General features: G+C 49.7%; 18 protein-coding genes. 13 read left to right on the top strand and 5 right to left on the bottom strand.

Going from position 1 to position 19,988, the window contains the following annotated elements:
- Window positions 1–159: 159 nt before the first annotated feature.
- A complete protein-coding gene (locus ACE5KN_RS10775) occupies window positions 160–885 on the top strand; it encodes a succinylglutamate desuccinylase/aspartoacylase domain-containing protein (protein WP_375526402.1) in 726 nt (241 codons plus the stop codon).
- A 7-nt stretch (window positions 886–892) separates the two neighbouring features.
- Window positions 893–1,795: a YheC/YheD family protein gene (locus ACE5KN_RS10770; protein WP_375526401.1), complete on the top strand. Its 903-nt coding sequence runs from the start codon at window positions 893–895 to the stop codon at window positions 1,793–1,795.
- A gap of 135 nt (window positions 1,796–1,930) precedes the next feature.
- Here ACE5KN_RS10770 and ACE5KN_RS10765 read toward each other — a convergent pair whose 3' ends face one another.
- On the bottom strand, window positions 1,931–2,695 hold the full coding sequence (locus tag ACE5KN_RS10765) for an SDR family oxidoreductase (RefSeq protein ID WP_375526400.1): 765 nt from the start codon (window positions 2,693–2,695) through the stop codon (window positions 1,931–1,933).
- 163 nt (window positions 2,696–2,858) lie between these two features.
- On the opposite strand from ACE5KN_RS10765, the gene ACE5KN_RS10760 reads away from it, so the two are divergent.
- Together ACE5KN_RS10760 and ACE5KN_RS10755 are read left to right on the top strand one after the other, a co-directional pair.
- Window positions 2,859–3,452: a bifunctional transcriptional activator/DNA repair enzyme AdaA gene (locus ACE5KN_RS10760; protein ID WP_375526399.1), complete on the top strand. Its 594-nt coding sequence runs from the start codon at window positions 2,859–2,861 to the stop codon at window positions 3,450–3,452.
- Window positions 3,452–3,982, top strand: a complete 531-nt coding sequence (locus ACE5KN_RS10755; RefSeq protein WP_375526398.1) for a methylated-DNA--[protein]-cysteine S-methyltransferase — start codon at window positions 3,452–3,454, stop codon at window positions 3,980–3,982. Before ACE5KN_RS10760 ends, ACE5KN_RS10755 begins: the two co-directional genes overlap by 1 nt.
- 157 nt (window positions 3,983–4,139) lie before the next feature.
- Here ACE5KN_RS10755 and ACE5KN_RS10750 read toward each other — a convergent pair whose 3' ends face one another.
- Genes ACE5KN_RS10750 through ACE5KN_RS10740 form a run of 3 tightly spaced genes read right to left on the bottom strand, consistent with a single transcriptional unit; the run spans window position 4,140 to window position 7,888 of the window.
- Window positions 4,140–5,633, bottom strand: coding sequence for a UbiD family decarboxylase (locus ACE5KN_RS10750; RefSeq protein ID WP_375526397.1), 1,494 nt, complete (start codon window positions 5,631–5,633; stop codon window positions 4,140–4,142).
- Window positions 5,630–6,250 carry a UbiX family flavin prenyltransferase gene (locus ACE5KN_RS10745; protein WP_375526396.1) on the bottom strand — a complete coding sequence of 207 codons (621 nt, stop codon included), beginning with the start codon at window positions 6,248–6,250 and terminating at the stop codon, window positions 5,630–5,632. The genes ACE5KN_RS10750 and ACE5KN_RS10745 overlap by 4 nt, the downstream gene beginning before the upstream one ends.
- 24 nt (window positions 6,251–6,274) lie before the next feature.
- A complete protein-coding gene (locus ACE5KN_RS10740) occupies window positions 6,275–7,888 on the bottom strand; it encodes an aromatic amino acid lyase (protein ID WP_375526395.1) in 1,614 nt (537 codons plus the stop codon).
- Between the two features lie 255 nt (window positions 7,889–8,143).
- Between ACE5KN_RS10740 and ACE5KN_RS10735 the strand changes: the two genes are divergently transcribed.
- Together ACE5KN_RS10735 and ACE5KN_RS10730 are read left to right on the top strand one after the other, a co-directional pair.
- A complete protein-coding gene (locus ACE5KN_RS10735; protein WP_375526394.1) occupies window positions 8,144–8,848 on the top strand; it encodes a FadR/GntR family transcriptional regulator in 705 nt (234 codons plus the stop codon).
- Between the two features lie 60 nt (window positions 8,849–8,908).
- On the top strand, window positions 8,909–9,688 hold the full coding sequence (locus ACE5KN_RS10730) for an ABC transporter ATP-binding protein (protein WP_375526393.1): 780 nt from the start codon (window positions 8,909–8,911) through the stop codon (window positions 9,686–9,688).
- 146 nt (window positions 9,689–9,834) lie between these two features.
- Here the strand turns inward: ACE5KN_RS10730 and ACE5KN_RS10725 are convergent, their stop codons facing one another.
- Entirely contained in the window at window positions 9,835–10,689 is an 855-nt protein-coding gene (locus ACE5KN_RS10725; RefSeq protein WP_375526392.1) for a patatin-like phospholipase family protein, read from the bottom strand.
- A gap of 118 nt (window positions 10,690–10,807) precedes the next feature.
- Here ACE5KN_RS10725 and ACE5KN_RS10720 point away from each other — a divergent pair, with 118 nt between their 5' ends.
- The 7 genes from ACE5KN_RS10720 to ACE5KN_RS10690 all read left to right on the top strand — a co-directional run bounded on the left by ACE5KN_RS10720 (window position 10,808) and on the right by ACE5KN_RS10690 (window position 19,946).
- Window positions 10,808–11,173: a MerR family transcriptional regulator gene (locus ACE5KN_RS10720; RefSeq protein ID WP_375526391.1), complete on the top strand. Its 366-nt coding sequence runs from the start codon at window positions 10,808–10,810 to the stop codon at window positions 11,171–11,173.
- A 141-nt stretch (window positions 11,174–11,314) separates the two neighbouring features.
- Window positions 11,315–12,025 carry a response regulator transcription factor gene (locus tag ACE5KN_RS10715; protein ID WP_375526465.1) on the top strand — a complete coding sequence of 237 codons (711 nt, stop codon included), beginning with the start codon at window positions 11,315–11,317 and terminating at the stop codon, window positions 12,023–12,025.
- Window positions 12,015–13,505: a sensor histidine kinase gene (locus ACE5KN_RS10710; protein ID WP_375526390.1), complete on the top strand. Its 1,491-nt coding sequence runs from the start codon at window positions 12,015–12,017 to the stop codon at window positions 13,503–13,505. The genes ACE5KN_RS10715 and ACE5KN_RS10710 overlap by 11 nt, the downstream gene beginning before the upstream one ends.
- Window positions 13,506–13,511: 6 nt before the next feature.
- Complete coding sequence (locus ACE5KN_RS10705; RefSeq protein ID WP_375526389.1) at window positions 13,512–14,597, top strand: LolA family protein; 1,086 nt, start codon at window positions 13,512–13,514, stop codon at window positions 14,595–14,597.
- Between the two features lie 222 nt (window positions 14,598–14,819).
- Window positions 14,820–16,457, top strand: a complete 1,638-nt coding sequence (locus ACE5KN_RS10700) for a TerB N-terminal domain-containing protein (protein ID WP_375526388.1) — start codon at window positions 14,820–14,822, stop codon at window positions 16,455–16,457.
- Window positions 16,444–17,766 carry an ATP-binding protein gene (locus tag ACE5KN_RS10695; protein WP_375526387.1) on the top strand — a complete coding sequence of 441 codons (1,323 nt, stop codon included), beginning with the start codon at window positions 16,444–16,446 and terminating at the stop codon, window positions 17,764–17,766. The genes ACE5KN_RS10700 and ACE5KN_RS10695 overlap by 14 nt, the downstream gene beginning before the upstream one ends.
- Window positions 17,763–19,946, top strand: coding sequence for a DEAD/DEAH box helicase (locus ACE5KN_RS10690; RefSeq protein WP_375526386.1), 2,184 nt, complete (start codon window positions 17,763–17,765; stop codon window positions 19,944–19,946). Before ACE5KN_RS10695 ends, ACE5KN_RS10690 begins: the two co-directional genes overlap by 4 nt.
- Window positions 19,947–19,988 lie beyond the last annotated feature (42 nt).

Raw genomic sequence — 19,988 nt, 5'->3', positions numbered from 1 at the left:
GGTGAAGAGATTAAGCGCATAAAGGTCAAGAACAGAGGAAACTTGCTTCTGTTCTTGATCTTTTTTGTATGATTCCGCACATTGCCCGGACAGTTTGTCCGTGTCCCTCGGGCAGGCTTGACCGTAAGATATTTTAACAGGTACGGGAGGTGATTCCCTATGAAGATCAGTGAACATATGCTTGCTTCACATACCAGATTTAGGACTCCCTATTACATGATTAAGGGCAAAAGTGCAGGCCCAACCGTGATCATGACGGCCGGGGTTCATGGCAATGAAATAGCCAGCATCCGTGCGGCCGAGCAGTGGCTGAACAAGTTCCGGCAAAAAGAGCTCACGATCACGAGGGGAACATTGCTTCTTGTCCCCATATTCAATCAGGCAGCATACAAACAGCGTGTCCGCGGCAAGCCTGACTTAAATAGGACCTTTCCTAAAAGCGCCGGAGCTGCAGCGGAGCATCCGTTATCCAGGGATCTGTTTGGGCTGGCCGAAAAACTGCTTCCTGACTGGTATATTGACCTTCATGAAGCCAATGGGCTTTCCAGCGTCAATCCCAAGCGATTGGGCCAGACGCTCATTACGAATACCGGCAGCAAAGCCATACCTGCAGTCAAAAGAATCATAAGCAAAATGAACAGCGGCATTTCCGAACCCACCAGGCATTTTACAGTTCGCCTTAAACATAAAGAAGGGACGGGCCGTACAGCGGCAAGCCGGCTGCTTCATGCCAAAGCGGTTACCGTAGAGACCTGCTGGAGCCTGCCGCTCACGACAAGAATTCATTATCAAAGCCGGATTGTTCACTATCTGCTTGAAGAAGCCGGTTTAATAGACGTGATCCAGTACAATCGTCTGAAGTCTAAAGCGAATAGAAAGAGGTGATTAAGCATTGCCTGCTCAGGAAAACAATACGCGACAGCAGCTTGCTACTCTAGGCAGCAAATGGACAAAAACGAAGTTTTTGCTTAAGCACCCTGCCCTACGTAAATATGTTCCGGATACGAGTCTGTATTCTTCCAATACATTGCTCGAGATGTTAAACAAGCACCAGGTGGTCTACGTTAAGCCATCCAAAGGCACAAGCGGCAATGGAGTCATTAAGGTCGTCAAACATAATAACAGCAAATTCACTTATCACGCCGGTACCTCCCCACGAAGCTTTTCAACGTATAAGGAACTGTTCACTTCTTTGGAGCAGACGAAGTATAGCGGTGAGCATATTGTGCAAAAAGGCATTGATTTGCTCAAATATAAAGGCCTCATCTTCGATCTGCGCGTGATGGTGCAAAAAAATGAAAAGAAGCAATGGGAGGTCACAGCGTATATCGGCAGACTGGCTCATCCCAAGAAAGCCGTAACCAATTTCCACAACGGCGGGACACCAATGCCGCTTGAAACCTTGCTTCGACCCTTTTTAAACGATGACAAGAACACAAAATACATCCAATCACTAAAGGACCTGGGTTACCGGATTGCAACTGAATTTCATAAAAGCTTCCCAAAGTTTACGGAAATCGGTATCGATTTTGGATTGGATTCGTCCATGAAGCCCTGGATTATTGAGGTGAACACACGCCCGGATGCATATATTTTCGATCAGCTTAAAGATAAAAAGATGTTCCAGCGGGTCATATTTCTTAAAAAGTTCAATGGTTTGATGAGCAGCAGCAGGCTTCGCAAGAAAATCAGAAGCAGCAGCAGATTTCGTAAGAAAATAAAAACCAACAGCAGATTAAAGCTTCGTAAGAAAAACGTCTATCGACGTAATTCAAAGAAGCCAGACCGCGCTTAGAGGTAGTTTTTCTTGCGATTATAGAATTGTTCAGCTCCGCTGAAAACTTATAAATTCTATAATCTTAAAAAATCCGGCAAACGATGAAAAAAGACCAACTTGGGCATCTCCAAGTTGGTCTTTTTGAGCTACCTCTTAAAGATGGGAGCCGCCGCTTGCGTCGATAACCTGTCCAGTGATCCAGCGGCTGTCCGGTGATGCAAGAAACGCAGCAATATCTGCGATATCCTCCGGTTCACCCCAGCGCCCAAAGATTGAAAAATCGGCACCGGCCTTGCGGCCATCCGGGTCCTGCAGCATCCCCGCGTTCATGTCGGTAGCCACGTATCCGGGTGCAATGGCATTGATGGTTATACCGCGCGGGCCAAGCTGATTGGCAAGCGAAAGCGTTAAGGCGTTGATCGCGCCTTTGGTCATGCTGTACGCCGGAATCACGGGTAAAGATATTCGCGCCACAGCAGATGAAAGCTGGATAATTCGTCCTTCATTCCGGAGACGAGGCAGAGCCTCTTGAATGATGAAAAACGGTGCCTTGACATTTAAAGCCAACAACTGATCAAATGCATGCTCCTTTGTATCCTCGATGGCAGCAACATGGGCCGCTCCCGCATTATTTACGAGAATATCTATACCGGTATTGCCGAATCGCTCCGAAAGTTCCCGGTCCAGTTCAGAGTACAGCACACGTATTCCTTCAGCTGACCCAAGATCTGCACTTACGGTGAATCCGGAACCGCCACTGCGCTCAATTTCAGCGACCGTTTCTTCCGCCACAGCTTGATTGGAGAGGTAGTGCACGGCAACGGTCGCTCCTTCCTCCCCAAGTCTGCGGGCGATTGCCCTGCCGATACCGCGGCTTGCTCCTGTTACTAATGCAACTTTGTTTCTCAGTTTATCCATTTCATCATCTCCCGGTGAGTTTTTTCTTGCAAGCCAGTTTTACCATATTTCGAATTACGGGATGTTGCGGTCTAATTGATGATTTCGTGATCTTGCTATTCTATTTTGAAGTTGAGACACAAGGGAGGGGTTGGGGTTATACTAGGGTTGTGGGGGGATATCCATGATCCATTCAATCGAAGAAGAGCAGCTGCTGACGGATGAACGCTGGCAAGCAATTATTCAAAATAATGCAGCTTACGATCGTCAGTTTATTTACGGAGTCAAGACAACGGGCATTTTTTGCAGGCCTTCCTGCAGGTCAAGGGCGCCCAGGAAAGAGCATGCCCGGATTTTCACCGATGCGAGCCAGGCGCTGGCTGCCGGCTTCAGGCCATGCAAGCGCTGCAGACCAACAGGTGAGCGTCTGCCTGACCAGGAATGGGTGGACCAGATGACGCAATACATCGATCAAAATTATCGTGAAACCATTACACTGGACACATTGGCCGGTATTTGCCACGGGAGCTCATATCATCTGCAGCGGACCTTCAAACGAATTACAGGCATTACGCCTGTTGAGTACATTCAGCGGAAAAGAATTGGCGAGGCCATGTCCATTTTGCTTCATACAGATAAATCTGTAACTGAAATAGCGGGCATAGTCGGCTTCTCCAATACTCCCTATTTCATCACATTGTTCAAGAAAATGATGGGGCAGACACCGAACGATTATCGCCGTGCTTATGAGATAAAACAAAGCGGGGGCTTGGTATAATGAACACGCAAACAGAGGCCGGGATTTACTGGACTTTAATGACCTATGAAAATCAGAGCATTTATTTGGCTGCATCGGACAAGGGGCTTGCTTTTGTCGGCTCCGGGAATGGGCCGTTCGATGAAATGGCAGATTGGCTAAAAATACGCTTTTCTGACAGCAGTCTGATGAGGGATGACAGTAAACTGCAAGTCTATTCCGATGCGCTGAAAGAGTATTTGAAAGGGGAACGCAGCAGCTTTACGCTGCCTTTGCATCTTCAGGGAACGCCTTTTCAAAAAGCGGTATGGGACGCGCTTGCCCATATTCCTTACGGGGAAACAAGAACCTATTCCGAGATCGCCACACAGCTCGGCAAAGCAAGCGCGGTTCGCGCCGTGGCGGCAGCGATTGGGGCGAATCCGGCCCTGATCTTTGTCCCATGTCACCGGGTTATCGGCAAAAATGGAACCTTGACGGGGTATCGCGGCGGACTTGATATGAAGAAGGAGCTTTTAGCACTGGAAAGTGCGGTCCCGTCTGCACAGTGAAATACCATGTAGTTCAGCAACGAGGGGAAAGGGTAGCAGGCAGGAATGTTGGATCATAGGCAGAGACGGGGAACGTCATCCCTGGTATAGTGACAATCAAGGGACGCCTGCAGGCCATTTGCTAATGGCTTACAGGCGTCTTTTTTAGTAAACGAAATTACAACGGATAGCCGGCATTTTTAAGCTTGCGAATGGCGCTTTCCTTTACATCCTCAGGATAACCGAAATGGAAGGAGCAGCGTGTCGGATAAGCCTTTCCATTCCATTCCTCGGGGGCAAGACCATTGTAAATCACGGCAACGGTTTCACCTTTAGCTTTTTCTTCATTTGTGAGATAAGCTACCAGTCGTATTGTTTTGTGATTAGGATATGTGTATACGTCATTCGCCGGGTGAACGCGCGTAGCATATCCCCAGGCGACTTCACTGAGGTTTGTCGGATCGATGTCGTCTCCCAAAACAATAACTTTGGACACCATAGTTGAGTATTTGTTTGCGAAAATAACGCTTGCGAATCGATCCATAAGCTCCCGCTCCGAGCACTGCATCTGCTTCTGCCAATGCTCCGGCATCGTAATCACAAGCCAATGACAAGCCGCTTCGAAAGGAGTCCATACCATGGTTGCGGGAATATTAGCTTCACGCAGACAATGGAGAATTTCGGCAGAACCGCCAATTCCCGCAACGATATGTGTCTCATCAGTAGGCGCGCCGGTCACGACCATCGGTAAAATGGCATCGTCGCGATGCGATATACAGGACACATGATAAACAGGGCTTTGCACAGGTGGTGTTTCCCACATGTAGCCAGGATACTCACCCATGGGTCCCTCCGGAGCCGTCTCCTCATGAGAAATGGTTCCTTCGATGACGATTTCGGCATCGGCAGGCACAAGTAAATCGGATGTTTCGGCACGTACTAATTCCAATGGTTGTCCAAAATAGGCGCCGATATAGTCGGCTTCGTTCATCCCCTCCGGGAGAGGAGTCGATGACACAATCGGAATAATCGGTTGAGAACCAAGCACGAGTGCGAATGGCGTAGGTTTACCGACCTTCTTCCATTCCTCATGAACACGGCCGATATGCTGGAAAGGAATAATTAAACCGGTCATTTTCGTCTGGTCGGCAATCATGATGCGGGCAATGGACCAATTCGTCCATTTTCCGTCTGGCGTTTGCACAATGATAGTCCCGAAGGTATTGATGTACCGGCCTCCATCGCCCATGTGCGCCATTGGAGCGGGCCAATCGAACAAGCGAATATCATCGCCTTCAATTTTATTTTTTTTGAATGGAGCATCTTTAACTTCTACAGGCGGGACGGATGGATTGTTTCGTGCCTCCAGCAAAGCGTGGACTAATTCTTGTCCTGTCGCATGCGGGGGTAAACCGATTGAGAGCGCAAAACGGGCGTAATATTGATGTGGTAGATTGCTGACACCAACGGGGGCGCCAAGCACGTGAATTCCTTTTCGGCTATCTTTAATATTCGTGAAGAGTGGGGCAGGCGAGCCTGTTTCATTACAATAACGAATGATCGCGCCCATCTCCAGGTTCCAATCAACTTCCTCCGTAATCATGTGCACGTCATTGATTTCTTCCAATGCCTTTACGTACTCGCGCAGGCTTTTGATCTGTTTTTTGTTCATTCCAATATCCCCTCACTTGTTCTTGTTGTTGTATTGCCTTCTATTTTGACTTTTTCTCCCCAACGCGCAAATCGTCTCGTATCGAGATCGAACAAATCGAGTACGCGTCCTATCGTTTGTTCAACAATATCGTCAAGAGATTGAGGTTTCGTATAGAAGGCGGGAACGGGAGGGAAGATGATCCCGCCATTTTCCGTCACCCTTTCCATATTGCGAAGATGTGTTAAAGTGAAAGGCGTTTCTCTGACCATTAAAACGAGTTTTTTCCGTTCTTTTAAAATAACATCTGCTGCGCGTGCAATGAGATTATCAGACATGCTGTAAGCAACCTGGGAGAGTGTTTTGATTGAACATGGTGCAATAATCATCCCCATCGTTGGATATGAACCGCTCGAAATCGCCGCACCCAAGTCATGGACGGAATAATATACATCGGCGAGCGACTTTAAATCTTGTATCGTTTTGTCGGTTTCATGATGAAGGGTCAATTGGGCTGATTTTGAAACAACAAGATGGGTCTCGATCTCAAGCTGCTTCAAAACTTCCAATAGACGGATACCATAGATTATTCCTGTAGCTCCAGTTATCCCAATAATCATGCGTTTTTTCATATGCATCGTGTCACCTTTTCTGGATGTAAATTAAACTTCCTGCAATTCCAAAACGGTAAACAGCTTATCCGACTGAATTAGTTCAATAACCTTTTGAATGTCACCGTCCATTCGGCGATCTCCTTCAAGAAAAGGAACCTCTTGACGTACAAGCTCGTAAATTTCCCTCGTTCTTGGCGACATCTTATGGACTCCGCGCAGATCAGTAGCCTGACAGAGGGCAATTAAATGAATAGCAGCTACATGTTGGGTAAGTTCTCCTATCGTTCTGGCATCACGTGCAGCGATGGTGCCCATACTGACTTTATCCTGGTTATGCGCTTCGGTGGAACGGGAGAATACGCTGACCGGGCTGCTCATTTTAAGAGCTTCGGCCGTTAATGCGGATGCGCATAACTGCATACCCTTGAAGCCATGATGCAAACCAAGCTGAAAATCTCCTTCTTCAAAACGGGGAATTAAGTTTGGAGTAAGGTTCTTATTAAACTTTTCATCCACGATCAGTTCGAGTTGGCGATCCAGCAAATCGGCGATATTGGCGACGGCAACTTTTAACGAATCCATGGCTTGAACCACGTGACCGCCATAGAAGTTCCCGCCATTATAGACTTCCTGGGAATCGATATCGAAAATAGGGTTATCATTTGTGGAATTAATTTCGACTTCCAACCACTGTTGTACCCAATCCAATGTATCGTGCAGTACACCCGTAACATGTGGCGCACAGCGGATGGAATATCGGTCTTGAATGCTTTCAGTCAATTGCTTGAAGGTTTGGGAATCAAGCTTTTCGGCATGTTCAATAATCTGGGAATATTCCTTCGAAAGGAGGGAGCCCTCGAGTAATTCGTAAATTCGACGGGCGCTTTCTTTTTGCCCTTTATGCGGCTTCTGGTCATGAATAAAGGAGTAGAAATGTCCACGATTGCCCAGAAGAGCTTCGGAAGCCATCGCCGTGCAAATGTCCGCTAATTGGGCAATTCGTTGTGCATCTTTAAAGGCCAGACATGCAAAGGCAGACATGAATGAAGTTCCATTAACGAGTGCCAATCCTTCTTTGGCCTCCAGGATTAGTGGCTCCAGCCCCTCTTCCAGCAGAACTTCTTTTGTTTCACGCGGCACGCCTTTGTACAGTACAGAGCCTTCTCCGATCAGGATGGAGGCCAGATAGCTTAATGGGATGAGGTCACCGCTGGCACCGACGGAGCCTCTCTCGGGAATAAGGGGGAGAATATCGCGTTTTAAATACTCCAAAATTTGCATAATCAGTTCCGGCCGGACAGCAGAATTGCCTTTAACGAGGCAGTTTGCCCGAATCAGCATCGTTGCGCGTGCTACTTTCTCGTTAGCAATCGGTCCGACACCGGCTGACAGAAACTTGATCAGGTTTCGTTGCAGTTCTGCGGTTTTCTCCGGCGAGATTTGTCGGGTCGCACTATCGCCGAAGCCAGTCGTGACGCCATAGATCGGCAGCTGTTTGTCGATAATTTCCCTTCGCAAGTCACAGCATTGCCGGATTCGGTCAAAAGCCTGCTGATCGATTTCATAATGAACACCGGAATCATGCATGCGTGAAGTGTTAACGACATCCTGGATTGTTAAATCCACTCCGTTTAACACTAAAGCATTGTTCTCTTGATGCATAAAAACCTCTCCTAAATAAGTCTGATGGTTTTGCCGTGATGCAGAGAATTCAAAAGAGAGAACGAAAAAACAGGCTTACAAAAAAGGAAAATGTCGACATTTCCAAATACAGATTATGACATATTTTTTCACTTGTCAATCAAAAATTAGTATAATTTGTAGATAGAGGAATATCCTCTTTTCATAAATTAGGATTGAAATTTAAAGTAGCTCTCTGGTAAAATATCTTAAAATATAATAAGAGGAGATCATCTGATGAATTTGGATGGGATTTCTTTTCAAACGGTTCAGAAAAAACAGATTGTAAATGATGTTGTAGAACAGCTGCAAAAGAAAATCTCGTTGGGTGAATTAGTAGTCGGAGCCAAGATTCCGACCGAACCGGAGCTGATGGCGCTGTTTGGCGTGGGGCGTTCAACGATACGTGAAGCTGTACGCGTGCTTGTTCATGCCGGTTTGCTGGAGAAGAGGCAAGGACACGGCACATTCGTGATCGGCGCTTCAAGCTCGCAAGAGCCATTGGATTTACGATTGCGCAGAGCTGAAATTATGGATGTCTACGAAGTCCGCTTCATGCTGGAGGTGGAGATTTCCAGACTTGCTGCCAAGCGACGGGACGACCGCGACCTGGAGCATATTCACGAATGTTTGACGCAGCGCAACAAGCATTTGGCCTCAGGGGATATGGAGCAGTACTTTGATGCAGATGTTGCCTTTCATCTGGCTGTTGCACAAGCCACGAAAAATGCGGTAACGGTCGATCTATATCGCACATTTACCGCAGTATTGCGCCAAACGCTTGACAAGCACTCGGCTGACCCGCAAATTACCCACTATTATACCGAGCAGCATATCAAATTGTATGAAGCCATACGTGACAGGAATGCCGATGAGGCCGTAGCCTGCACACTGGCTCATTTGGAAGGCGTAAAGAAAGAACTGAAGGCTTTGCTTCGTTAATTTTTCGAAATAATCGTCAGATGATAAGACGCTATATGGAGAGGAAGAGGGGACATATCCATGGAAACAGTAATCCGGCTTGAGCAGGTTTCTTATCGTAGAGAACAGAGTGAAATTTTGAATAATATCAATTGGACCGTTCAAAAAGGCGAGCATTGGGCGCTCCTGGGCCTCAATGGCTCAGGCAAAACAACAATTTTGAATCTGATTAACGGATACATATGGGCGACGCTGGGCAAGGTTTCAGTCCTTGGAGAAATATACGGTTCAGTCGATGTGCGGGAAATGCGCAAAAAGATCGGCTGGGTCAGCTCCTCGCTGCAGGAAAGGCTGCACAGCAACGACAAAACGCAAAATATCGTGATCAGCGGAAAGCATGCCTCAATCGGTTTATATGAAAAAATAACGGAGCAGGAGGTGGAGCAAGCCCGGTCCCTGATGAACCAGCTGGGCTGCGGTCATTTATTTGACCGCTCCTATCAAACCTGCTCGCAGGGGGAAAAGCAAAAAATATTGATTGCCCGCGCCTTGATGGCATCGCCAAAGATCCTTATTTTAGATGAAGCAACCAATGGTCTGGATTTCCTGTCCAGAGAGTCTCTGTTGGGCAGCATACAGCAAATCGCCGAGCAGGCGGAGTCACCTACGATCCTTTATGTGACCCACCATATTGAGGAAATCATGCCTGTCTTTAATCAAACGCTGATGATTCGCAGAGGGGAAGTTTTCCGGCAAGGTCCGAGCACAGAGATTCTTACGAATGACACACTGTCCTCCTTCTTCGAGACGCCAATCCAGGTACAGCGGCTTAATAACAGAGCCTGGATCTCTATTCCTTAAAGCTAAAAATACAGAATAAAGCCCATCACACTGCAACTTGGAAATATTACAAATCCAGTTGCAGGTAATGGGCTTGTCTCCGTTTTTCCTCATGTGTGTGCACACACTAGGGATATGGAGGAAGGATGGTATGGAATTACTTCAGATCACCACATGGATTGAACGGCGGAGGCTATGTTTTTCCCCTGTGCTTTTCCGGCTGCGGCTACGGCACTTTTACGTTCAGGATCATAACGATTAGGCCCGATAGCTTGAATGCTCGCCTCATCCGGGGTGATAAGAACAACTTCCGCATTGGCGCTTAGCTCTGCCGTATCTTCTCTGGCCCCCGGGATTAAGCCATGGCCATCCGGCATGGGGGCAAGTATAATAATTCGCTCGCACCCGCTCGCCAAACGTGCATTGGTTGTCGACACCATTCCTCCGTCGATCCACAATTTGCCCTTCATCTGCACTCCGGGCCACAGGCCGGGAACCGCTCCGCTCGCCGACACTGCATCAATAAGTGAAATGCCTGATGAACGGTCAAAAACATGCAGCTGTCCCGTATCTGCCTCAATCGCTGTTACTTGCAGCCGCTCAGGCCAGTCTGTCGTAACCAATCTCGCCATGACTGCGGAACGGCGCTCTATTACTGGAACCGGCTCAGGATTTTTCTTGGCAATCTCACCAAAAGCCGCTCCGACTCGCTGCGGGTCACTTCCTCCGATAGAGAAAGCGTTAATCCACTCTCCGATTAAAGCTTCGGACGCTGAGGCGGAGAGCTCGAAAGCATTGGACTGACTCTGCTGCTCAAAAAGCTGATGCATATCATATCCGGCTGAAAGCGCTGTTCCCACAAAGGCTCCTGCTGACGTTCCGATGATTCTGTCCGCTTTTTGAAGATCGATTCCTGCCTCCAGCAAGCCGGCCAGGATGCCAATCTCCCACGCAATGCCGGTTACTCCCCCGCCACCCAGGACAATTGCTCTTGAATTGGAAGCTTCTTTCTTTGCACTCATGCTGTAATCCCCTTCCACACTATAAGTTGTATGGCAGTCCTTGACTTGATGCCACCGACGCTTAAAGTATAAACTATGAAGTATACTTTAAGGTCAAGCATCCGTATAAGGAGAAATTATGAAAATTCATGAACTGGCACAAAAAACAGGGCTGACACCTGCTACGATCCGTTTTTATGAAAAGGAAGGGCTGCTCGATCAAAGGCATGTCCGGCGGCAAGAAAATAACTATCGCGATTATTCAAACGAGGCTGTAGAGCATCTGCAAACGATCAAGAGACTGCAAGCCGCTGGATTTACACTATCGGAGCTCAGAAAATACACAATTGCGGATACGAAGAATAAGCTTGTTTTGCAAAATATTGTTGAGCTTATCAGTGAAAAAGTTGCGGAGATCGACAGAAGAAAGGCGGAGTTGGAGCATACGCAGGCTCTTTTGGAACGGATACTGGCCAACAAGATAAGGCAATTGAACGAAAAATAAAAAGGCGGGCATTTTCAGTAACTGATATTGAACGGCTGAGGTCATGTTTCCCCTGAAATTATAAAGTATTTCTTAAATCAGGCTGAGGAGCCGGATTACCTGACTATAATGGGGACCAAGGAGAGGAAGAGCTTGAAGGAGATGACGAACATACTGCTGGTGGAAGATGATCCGGAGATTGCCCGTGTTATCCGGGAATACTTGACGGCTGAAGGGTACAGGGTCACCTGGGCGTCGACGGGACAGGAGGGATGGGAGGACTTCAATCAGGCCCAATATCAGCTTGTTCTGGTCGATCTTATGATCCCTGAGATGGACGGCTGGGACCTGTGCCGGAATATCCGGATGATCAGCGAAATTCCGATGATTATCGTCAGCGCGCATCAGGAGGACCATCACAAGGTACGGGGGCTGCATCTGGGGGCGGATGATTATCTGACGAAGCCGTTCAGCTTGACGGAGCTGTCGGCCCGAATCCATTCCCATCTCCGGCGCTATCGCAGATATCAAGGAGAGCATGAGGAGGCGGGAAGCCGGATCATGTACCGGCACAGTCTGGCGATTGATGCCGAGCAAAAAAGGGTGTTTCTCTGCGAGGAGGAGATTCTGCTGACTGTCAAGGAACTCGCTCTTCTGCTGCTTATGGCAAAACATCCTTACCGCACCTTTTCCAAAAAGGAACTGTACGAGCAAGTGTGGCAGCAGACCGATGTGAACGGAAACAATACGGTGACGGTGCATATCAAAAGCCTGCGGACCAAGCTGAAGGATACCTCGAAGGAAGCGTTGTTCATTCAAACCGTGTGGGGCAGCGGTTACCGGTTTATAGGGGAGATATGCGATGAAGCTTAGAGTGTGGTTCATGACCGCATTTCTGATCGTGATGCTCCTTCCGGCAGCAGCCATCTATACGTATTATTTGCTGCTCAGCCATTTGGATCAGCAGCAGAATGTACAGGAGAATCTGGACGTGCTTGGCAGAGTGGGGCAGATTGAATCGAGGCTGCAGGAAGGCGAGCTGTATCAAATTCAGTCAGGCAGCCGATATGAGGAAGTGCAGAAGCTTGCAGATGAGTCGGTAAAAATCAAGCTGTACCGGTATGATGGCATCATGCTGTTCACTTCAGCTCCCGATACCTTTCATTCGCCCCTGCTTCGCGAAAACCAGCAGCAATTGTACAGTCATTTATATGAGCTGCAAAAAAATCATCGCTCGTATTCGCTGAAGAAGCCTGTTTTTGATGGCTCCAGGCTGATAGGTTTTTATCAAATTACAGTGGCCCGTGAGCAATGGCTGCAGGGTGTATCTCAGCGTACTTTTTGGCTAACAGCCTTTTTGCTCTTCTTTTTCCTAATACTGTATGGGGTTGTAATTTACATCGTTCATCGTAAGATAGCAAGACCGATAAGGCTGCTGATGAAGCAGATGACTTCATTTGCGGAGGAGCGGGCAGTTGAGCCGATTCCACACCGGACAAGGGACGAGATCGGGGAGCTGATCGCCCATTTTGCGAAAATGAGAGAGCAGGTCCTGCAGACGAGGGAAGCGGTAAAGGCCGAACAGAGAGAGAAGGAATATATCGTCGCTTCGTTGTCTCATGATTTGAAGACGCCTCTTACGGTCATCAGAGCTTATGCCGAACTGTTAAAACGAAATGATACGGCGTCTGCAAAGGAGCGGGCGGAGCATCTGTCTATTCTCCTGGATAAAACGGATTACATGAAACAGCTGGTGGACGACCTGACCATGTATTCGGCGATGCGGTCAGCGGACTATGTCATGGAGCTTACCGAGGTGGATGGAGAGGAACTGTTTGAGATGCTGCTGTCCGGCTACGAGGAGCTGTGCGCGAATCATGGATTTCGGTTTCAGCAGGAGATGTGTGTATCTGGAACTTATTTGGTCAATGTGCCGCAGATGATCCGGGTGGTCGATAATCTGATGAACAATGCCAATCGCCATACCAGGCCACAGGGCGCAATTGGATTGGCCGCCGTCTCGGCAGCATGCGATTTGCCTGCATGGGTGTTTCCTGCCTTTCAGGCCGAGTTGTCGGCATGGCGCGGGTCCGGTGTAGTGCTGCTTGTGCAGAATGAAGGAGAAGCGATACCGGTACATGCCCAAGAAAAGGTATTCGAGCCGTTTTATCAAATGGACGGAGCCCGTACGAAAAAGAAGAACGGCCAATCCGGCCTCGGTCTGAGCATTGCCAGCATTATTATGAACAGGCATGGCGGGGATATCCGGTTGTGGTCGGAGCCCGGATACGGCACGCTTGTCGCCTGCCGGCTGCCTGAACATGCCGGAGAAGCTGAAACAAGAAGGGGATGACACATGATGAAAATTAAAACATTTGTCGCAGGTGCAAGTGCGGCATTAAGCATCCTGGTATCGGGCTGTGCAGAGACAAGCCCGGCAGGAAGCACACCTGCAGAGGTGGTGTCGAATGTGTTGGAGTCGCAAAAAAACATTGGATCTTATTACGCAGAAAGCACAATGAGGATCTATGAGAATGACAAGCTGAGCCAGGAAGCCGCCATCAAGGAATGGCAGGATTCGGAAAGCGGCCGTCGTCGCATCGAAATGACCAGCAACGGTCATGTATCTACAGCCGTCAATAACGGCAAGCAAATGCTTAGCTATGATGAGGAGAGCAACACCGCTTATTCCTTTGATGTGACGGATGATATGGAGGGAATGAGCTCTGCCTCGCCCCGGGATCAGCTGATGAACCTGCTGAAGAATATGGAGAAAACACATACGTACGAGGTCGTGGGGCAGGAAAAGGTGCTCGGAACAGATGCTTATCATGTGAAAGTTACAGCGAAGGATGATGTGAAGGAAGCATTATTTCAGAATATGGAATTTTGGGTGGATGCCAAGACTTGGTTCATTCTGAAGTCATCCTCAACCTTCGGAGATGTGAAAACCGATACGGAGTATACCAAGCTGGATTTTTCCCCGGAATTTAAAGTAGATACGTTTCAATTGAAAATTCCGGATGGTGTCAAAGTACAGACTTTGGAGGACATGAGTTCGGGACGGGAAGTGACTGTTTCGGATGCGGCCAGTACGCTGGGCCAGCCATTTTTGCTCATTGAAGACAGCAAATTCGAGCTGACGAAAGTGGAGGAGCTGGGGTCAGGGGGAGAGGCCGGACGTACGGAAATCACTGCTTATTATTCGGAGAAAAGCGTGCCTTCCCTTACATTAAGCATTTTTAAGACACCGGAAGATGGGCAGCTTGGGGATTTTGGGACCAAGGTAAAGGTTCGGCAAACCGAAGGCTTATATACGGAAAGCATTCGGAATCTGACATGGGATGAAGGAGGATTGCGTTACAGCCTGCTGAGTGATAACCCGGACATCACACAGGAGCAGCTTCAGCACATAGCTGAAGGCATGAAATTGAGCTCCAAATAACATTGAACACGTACCTGGGCAGGGGATTATCCCCTGCCTTTTCTTTTGTTTCCAGATCCGTCGCCGCATGGTTACTGAAATCACTTATTTTTTTGTTTTGATAGGAATCAGGGAATGCATGTTCCTGTTTTTTTGTGAAAAACCATTTTTCTGGCCGCTAAAATGGTATAATGGAACATACTCGAACGCTTAACAAAGCGGAAATCGCTGTGAGGGATCAGAATGGAAAATAAGGGTTCACAGGACATCGGCTTTGCGGAATTGTTCGTTGATGAAGAGGAGCCGGAAATCTCACGGACGCCGAAGGCAGCGCCTCCGGTCCGCAGTCAGGCTTCGCTTGAAGACTTCGATTTGCTGAAAAAGGAACACGGGTATCCTGCGACACGAGAAGCGAATTTTGTGCATCAGGCCAGACAATGGGCGGACAAAGAGGGAGGCCGTGTGCCTTTTCAGCCTTTCATGAGCTATTGGCCGGCCTATTCGCAAATGAACGGCCCGCAAAGTGAATGGTATTTCTACTGGCGCAGCGAAGTGCGCAGGAAGAGCTACCCTGATACGGATTTGTCCTATATATTCATCCATATTTATGAGCTTATTCACGGCATCGGCTGGACAGAGCCTGAAGAGGGATTTCAGCTGCTGCTGGAGCTTCGTGCCGCCTATGCAGGAAGGCATCCCGCGCTGCTTGAATATATGGCGGACTGGCTGGCGGATTTTGTGCTGGTTCATCACCTGCCCATGCCTTTAGAAGAGCTCATCATCTCCAGTCCTGCGGCGATGCGCGATGAACTGTTTGATCTGGCGCTGACCAGGCTGCTGGAGGAAGAAAAGCCAGTGCTGCCCTTGGAAATCGTGTTGGGTCTGTCGGATTACAATATGCGGCGCAGCGCTTTCTACAGCTCGGGCGGAAAGGAAGCGCTGGACAAGCATATCCCGCAGGTCATCACACTGGTGGATGCTTACATGGGCAAAACGCAGGGCCGCCGGCTCAAGGATGCATTTGATCCCGGCAGAAGCAAAACGGTCAACAGGTATCTTTTTCATCGGGCAGTGTACGATCCTTCCTTCCATGGCCGTACAATTCCGCTCAAATTTACACCCTACCGGGAATATAAGCCCTTTCGACAGTATGTAACACAGCTGATCCGCTGCACGGAGAACAAGCTGAGGGAAGTGGCAGGATTCAAAGGCAGGTTGAAAGGAATTATGCTGCTGCCGGAAACACAGGCTTTAATAGAGCGTTTTCTTGAGAAAGAACAGCTGCAGGCCCGGCGAATGAGCAGGCAAATCAGTATTAATACTGACAGGCTGGCTTCGCTGCAGGAGGATACTGAAGTGGTGCAGCGTTTGCTCACCGTTGAATATGAAGAGGAAAGTGAAGGAGAAGAAGAAGCGGAAACAGTTCACGCTGAGCTGACTGAGCGTCAAGCTTGGACGGAGCTTTCATCCAGTGTAGAGTCTTCATCCAGCATAGAGCGTTCATTAAGCATGGAGCCTTCACGGAGTATTGAGCCTTCACGGAGTATTGAGCCTTCACCGGGTATTGAGTCTTCTTCATTCGGCATCATGGAAGCGGAGAATACGGCCGCTGCTTATGCTGAGGAATGGCAGGAAATCTGGGAAAGGCTGCAGCCTGTTCATCTGCAGGTATTATCTTTACTGTTATCAGGGGGAGTGGCAAAGGAGCTGGCATCGCTGGCGGCGCAGCACGGCTCCATGCCGGAGCTGCTGATCGATGAAATCAATGATGCTGCCATGGAAACGATTGGCGATTTGTTGATCGAGGATTTTACAGTGATGGACGAGCATATGGATTTGGTACGAGAAATCATGGGGGAGCAGTTTGATGAATCAACTTAAAATACCGAAGAGATTAACGACGGCCCTTGTCAATTCATTAACAGCAGGGGTCGTGCCGCGTGTCGGGCTTGAGCATATCGCCGTCGGACGCAAGCCCGAGGTGGAGGCCATTCTGCGGGATATGGACAGCATTGCCGAAGGGGGAGCGGCCTTCAGGCTGATCACAGGACGCTACGGAAGCGGGAAAAGCTTCCTGCTGCAGACGATTCGCAATTATGCGATGGACCGCGACTTTGTAGTGGCTGATGCCGATTTGTCGCCCGAGCGCAGGCTTGTAGGCACCAAAGGGCAGGGGCTGGCTACCTACCGGGAGCTAATGTCCAATCTGTCCACCCGGACACGTCCCGACGGAGGTGCGCTGGAAGCCGTTCTGCAGAGATGGTTCTCTACCATCCAGCAGGCGGTGATGCAGGAGCAGGGACTGCGTCCGGACGATCCGGCGCTGGGTATAGAAGTAGAGCAGCGAATCTACAAGGTCACGAATGATATGCACGCAATGGTGCACGGCTTTGACTTTGCCAAGGTGATGGCTGCTTACTGGAATGGTTACAAACACGGGGAAGATGAGATAAAGGAGGCTGCGCTGCGCTGGCTCCGCGGCGAGTATGCCACCAAAACGGAGGCCCGCAGCGAGTTGGGAGCAGGGGTGATCATCGATGACGACTCCTGGTATGATTACATAAAGCTGTGGTCGGAATTTATGGCCCGCATCGGTTACAAGGGGCTGCTGCTCTTCATCGATGAAGGAGTCAATTTATACAAAATTACGAACAGCGTATCCCGCCAAAACAATTATGAGAAGCTGCTCACCATGTTTAATGACACCATGCAGGGACAGGCGGAATACCTGGGGATTTTCGTCGGCGGTACGCCGCAGTTCGTGGAGGATGAACGACGGGGGTTATTCAGCTATGACGCTTTGCGTACCCGGCTGATCGACGGCAGATATTCGGCGGCAGGCTACCGCAATTACACGGGACCGATCATCCGGCTGGAGATGCTGTCCCATGAAGAAATTCTCATTTTGCTGCAAAAGCTGACCCGGATCCATGCGCTTCATTTCGGCTATAACGCAGCTCTGGTGGATGAACAGCTGATCCGGTTCATGGAGGAGGCGACAAGCAGGCTTGGGGCGGACGAGCTGCTCACTCCGCGTGAGGTCATCCGTGATTTCATGGATTTGCTGCATACGCTTCACCAGCATCCGGACGCGTCTTTCGATGATTTGCTGGCGGAACGGGAGGCACCGGCTTCGGGCAGTTCCACAGCTGCTGAGGCTGATGATTTCCTGGCGGATTTTGAGCTATGAGCGGTTCATATTTTTCCAGGCTGGCGCCGTTTATTCAAGAGTTTATTTATAAAAGAAAATGGGACAAGCTGCGCGATGCCCAACTGGAAGCATGCCGCATTTTACTGGATACGCCTCATCATATGCTGCTTGCTGCGGGAACTGCGTCCGGGAAAACGGAGGCCGCCTTTTTTCCAGCACTGACCGAATTGCATGAAAGGCCATCCGCTTCGGTGGGCATTTTGTACATCGGTCCGCTGAAGGCGCTCATTAACGATCAGTTTGAACGGCTGAACGATCTGCTGCGGGAGGCAGGCATCCCGGCCTGGCATTGGCATGGCGACGTGCCGCAGGCCGAGAAGACCAAGCTGATGAACAAGCCGTCCGGTGTGCTGCAAATTACGCCTGAATCGCTGGAAGGGCTGCTGATGAACCGCCCCAATGCGATCCCGGCGCTTTTTCATGATCTGCGCTATGTCATCATTGATGAAGTGCACGCTTTTATGGGAGCAGACCGGGGAATCCAGGTGCTCAGCCAGATAACGCGCGTGGAACGGATGGCATCCTGCCAGCCGCGCAGAGTCGGGTTATCCGCCACACTCAGCGATTATGGCGCGGCGGCGGACTGGCTGGGAGCGGGCAGCACGCTGCCGGTGGAAGTTGCGGCTTCGAGTGGCAAGAAGCGGCTGAAGCTGCGAGTGGAGCATTTCTCCTTCCCGGATGCGCGTGACGAAGAGCAGGCCGAGCAGCTGCAATTGGCGCAGCAGGCTTATTATGATTTCATCTATGACAGCACTCATTTGAAGAAGTCGCTCGTATTTACCAACAGCCGCACGGATGCCGAGCTGACGATTCTGGAGCTGCGGCGTATCGCGGCCAAGCGGCAGCAGCCGGACATTTTCCATGTTCATCACGGCAGCATCTCCGCCATGCTGAGAGAAGAAGCGGAGGCAGCCTTGCGCAGCGGGCACGGACCAGCGGTGGCCGCAGCTACGCTGACGCTGGAACTGGGCATTGACCTGGGGGATCTGGAGCGGGTCGTTCAGCTCGGCGCTCCCTACAGCACATCCAGCTTTGTGCAGCGGCTGGGCCGTTCCGGCAGAAGGGAGGAGCAGCCTTCGGAAATGCTCTTCGTCTGTCCGGAAGAGGAGGACGAAGAGGCGCAGCTGCCTGCCCGCATGCCGTGGACGCTGCTGCGTGCCATTGCTGTCATCGAGCTGTATGTCCGTCACAAATGGGTGGAACCGCTGTCCATCCGGAAGCTGCCGGTCGGCCTTCTGTACCATCAGACGATGAGTGTGCTGAAAAGCATGGGGGAGGCCGAGCCGGCCGAATTGGCCAAAGCCGTCTTGACGCTGCCCTCATTCCGTTTTATCGAACCCGAGCAGTACAAATTGTTCCTGCACTATCTGCTGCAGACGGATCATATTCAGCGGACAGATGAAGGAACACTGCTGATCGGGCTGACCGGTGAAAAAATCGTGAACAATTACCGCTTTTATGCCGTATTTAAAGATGATGAGGAGCATGCCGTCTATAACGGTTCGGAGGAGATCGGATCCATTACAACCGTACCGCCGCCGGGATACTGCTTTTCACTGGCAGGCAAGCTGTGGAAGGTGGTCGAAGTCGATACCAAGCACAAGGCTGTCTATGTAAAGGCGGCAAAAGGCAAGGTAGATACCCTTTGGCTTGGAGCAGGCGGCGATATTCATACACTTGTCGTGCGGAAAATGAGAGAGGTCCTTGCCGAAAATACGCTGTATTCCTATCTGTCGCCGCGGGCGGTGAACCGTCTGGAAAGGGCCAGAAGGTTAGCCAGAGAAAGCGGCTTGCTGGAGAAAACGGTGCTTCCGGCTGGCGGAGATTCTTATTTTATTTTGCCCTGGACAGGAAGCAAGCCGTTCCGCACTCTGGAAAGAATGCTGAAGCATAGGCTGGCCGATACCCAAACGCTGCGTTCGGTTGTGCCCATGGAGCCGTATTATTTTGTGGTGGCAGGGCAGACGAACGAGGCAGCATTAATGGACAGTATTATCGCAGAATGTAAGAGAGAGCTGAATCCGCTTGAACTGCTTAAGCCGGATGAGGCGCCTTATCTCGGAAAATATGATGAGTTTGTAGCGCCGGATTTGGTGCGCGAGGCATTTGCCGTGGATGGACTGGATTTGCAAGGATTGAGGAAGAGCCTTAATCTTTGACAGTCAGCATTTGTTTGTTGATGTAACGGCAGGATTATTGAA

This window comes from Paenibacillus terreus, assembly GCF_042138595.1.
Taxonomy (GTDB): Bacteria; Bacillota; Bacilli; order Paenibacillales; family Paenibacillaceae; genus Paenibacillus; species Paenibacillus terreus.
This window is presented reverse-complemented; position numbering and strand designations above follow the sequence as displayed.

Bases quoted from the DNA above. Each gene is read 5' to 3' on its own strand.
- ACE5KN_RS10775 (WP_375526402.1), top strand. From the start codon at position 160: ATGAAGATCAGTGAACATATGCTTGCTTCACATACCAGATTTAGGACT.
- ACE5KN_RS10765 (WP_375526400.1), bottom strand. From the start codon at position 2,695: ATGGATAAACTGAGAAACAAAGTTGCATTAGTAACAGGAGCAAGCCGC.
- ACE5KN_RS10760 (WP_375526399.1), top strand. From the start codon at position 2,859: ATGATCCATTCAATCGAAGAAGAGCAGCTGCTGACGGATGAACGCTGG.
- ACE5KN_RS10755 (WP_375526398.1), top strand. From the start codon at position 3,452: ATGAACACGCAAACAGAGGCCGGGATTTACTGGACTTTAATGACCTAT.
- ACE5KN_RS10750 (WP_375526397.1), bottom strand. From the start codon at position 5,633: ATGAACAAAAAACAGATCAAAAGCCTGCGCGAGTACGTAAAGGCATTG.
- ACE5KN_RS10745 (WP_375526396.1), bottom strand. From the start codon at position 6,250: ATGCATATGAAAAAACGCATGATTATTGGGATAACTGGAGCTACAGGA.
- ACE5KN_RS10740 (WP_375526395.1), bottom strand. From the start codon at position 7,888: ATGCATCAAGAGAACAATGCTTTAGTGTTAAACGGAGTGGATTTAACA.
- ACE5KN_RS10735 (WP_375526394.1), top strand. From the start codon at position 8,144: ATGAATTTGGATGGGATTTCTTTTCAAACGGTTCAGAAAAAACAGATT.
- ACE5KN_RS10730 (WP_375526393.1), top strand. From the start codon at position 8,909: ATGGAAACAGTAATCCGGCTTGAGCAGGTTTCTTATCGTAGAGAACAG.
- ACE5KN_RS10725 (WP_375526392.1), bottom strand. From the start codon at position 10,689: ATGAGTGCAAAGAAAGAAGCTTCCAATTCAAGAGCAATTGTCCTGGGT.
- ACE5KN_RS10720 (WP_375526391.1), top strand. From the start codon at position 10,808: ATGAAAATTCATGAACTGGCACAAAAAACAGGGCTGACACCTGCTACG.
- ACE5KN_RS10715 (WP_375526465.1), top strand. From the start codon at position 11,315: ATGACGAACATACTGCTGGTGGAAGATGATCCGGAGATTGCCCGTGTT.
- ACE5KN_RS10710 (WP_375526390.1), top strand. From the start codon at position 12,015: ATGAAGCTTAGAGTGTGGTTCATGACCGCATTTCTGATCGTGATGCTC.
- ACE5KN_RS10705 (WP_375526389.1), top strand. From the start codon at position 13,512: ATGAAAATTAAAACATTTGTCGCAGGTGCAAGTGCGGCATTAAGCATC.
- ACE5KN_RS10700 (WP_375526388.1), top strand. From the start codon at position 14,820: ATGGAAAATAAGGGTTCACAGGACATCGGCTTTGCGGAATTGTTCGTT.
- ACE5KN_RS10695 (WP_375526387.1), top strand. From the start codon at position 16,444: ATGAATCAACTTAAAATACCGAAGAGATTAACGACGGCCCTTGTCAAT.
- ACE5KN_RS10690 (WP_375526386.1), top strand. From the start codon at position 17,763: ATGAGCGGTTCATATTTTTCCAGGCTGGCGCCGTTTATTCAAGAGTTT.